Consider the following 1108-nt stretch of genomic DNA (forward strand, 5'->3'; position numbering starts at 1 on the left):
CTAGGTTCTGTCTCGAAGTGAGTGATGGGGTGGCACCGCTCAGCGGTGCCTCCCCATCAGCATGTTTGTGGAAGATGTTGCTCGCGTTGGCATATGGGTGAGGTCTCCGGTATTTCGGATTAGCGACCAAGCAAATCTGAATAGCGCCGGAGACCTCGTGGCCAGCCTAGCGGTGGCGGGGCGAGCGGACCTGACCGATGCTCAATGGGCGCGGTTGGAGCCGTTGTTGCCTCGCGGTAAAAGGGCGGGACGCCCGCCGAAGTGGACGAAACGACAGCTCATTGACGGGATCCGGTGGCGATGCCGGGTCGGGTCGCCCTGGCGAGATGTTCCGGCTGAATACGGGTCGTGGCAAGCGGTGTATGGATTGTTCCGTCGTTGGCAGAGAGCCGGGTCGTGGGCCGCGATCGTGACATCGCTTCAGGCCCAGGCCGACGCTGCCGGGGTGATCGACTGGCAGGTCAGCGTGGATTCCACGATCACACGGGCCCATCCGCATGCTGCCGGTGCCCGCCGCGACAGTGGCGGGCAAGCCGAACCACCGACTGGTCCGGGTCAGTTCGAGCCGGCCGATCACGGGTTGGGGCGTTCCCGGGGCGGCTGGACCAGCAAGCTGCATCTGGCGTGCGACCAGGGCTGCCGGGTGCTGTCTGCGCTGATCACCGCAGGTCAAGCAGGTGACAGTCCACAGTTCACGGCGGTGCTGGACAACATCGAGGTCCCGAAACTCGGTGGCGGACGGCGTCGGATGCGGCCCGATCGAGTGTTGGCCGACAAGGCGTATTCCAGTCGCGGTAATCGAGAATGGTTGCGCCGCCACGGAATCAAAGCGACGATCCCGGTCCCTGCCGACCAGGCCGCGCACCGGCGCCACCGCGGCCGTGCCGGTGGCCGGCCCCCGGCGTTCGATCCAGAGCTCTACCGCGACCGCAACGCCGTTGAACGTGGCATCAACCAGCTCAAACAACACCGTGCCGTGGCCACCAGATTCGACAAACTCGCCGTCCGCTACCAGGCCACAATCCACATCGCCGTGATCAACCAATGGCTCAGACACTCGTGAAAAGCGAGCCCGCACCCACCCTCACCACTTCGAGACAGAACCTAG

The 1108-nt window shown here is 64.7% G+C and carries 1 protein-coding gene; it reads left to right on the forward strand.

What is annotated here, in order from left to right; translation table 11 throughout:
• Nucleotides 1-157: 157 nt before the first annotated feature.
• On the forward strand, nucleotides 158-1063 hold the full coding sequence (locus IG65_RS0133955; protein WP_030519010.1) for an IS5 family transposase: 906 nt from the start codon (nucleotides 158-160) through the stop codon (nucleotides 1061-1063).
• The last annotated feature ends 45 nt before the right edge of the window (nucleotides 1064-1108 follow it).

The organism is Nocardia sp. NRRL WC-3656 (genome assembly GCF_000720265.1).
Lineage (GTDB): Bacteria > Actinomycetota > Actinomycetes > Mycobacteriales > Mycobacteriaceae > Nocardia > Nocardia nova.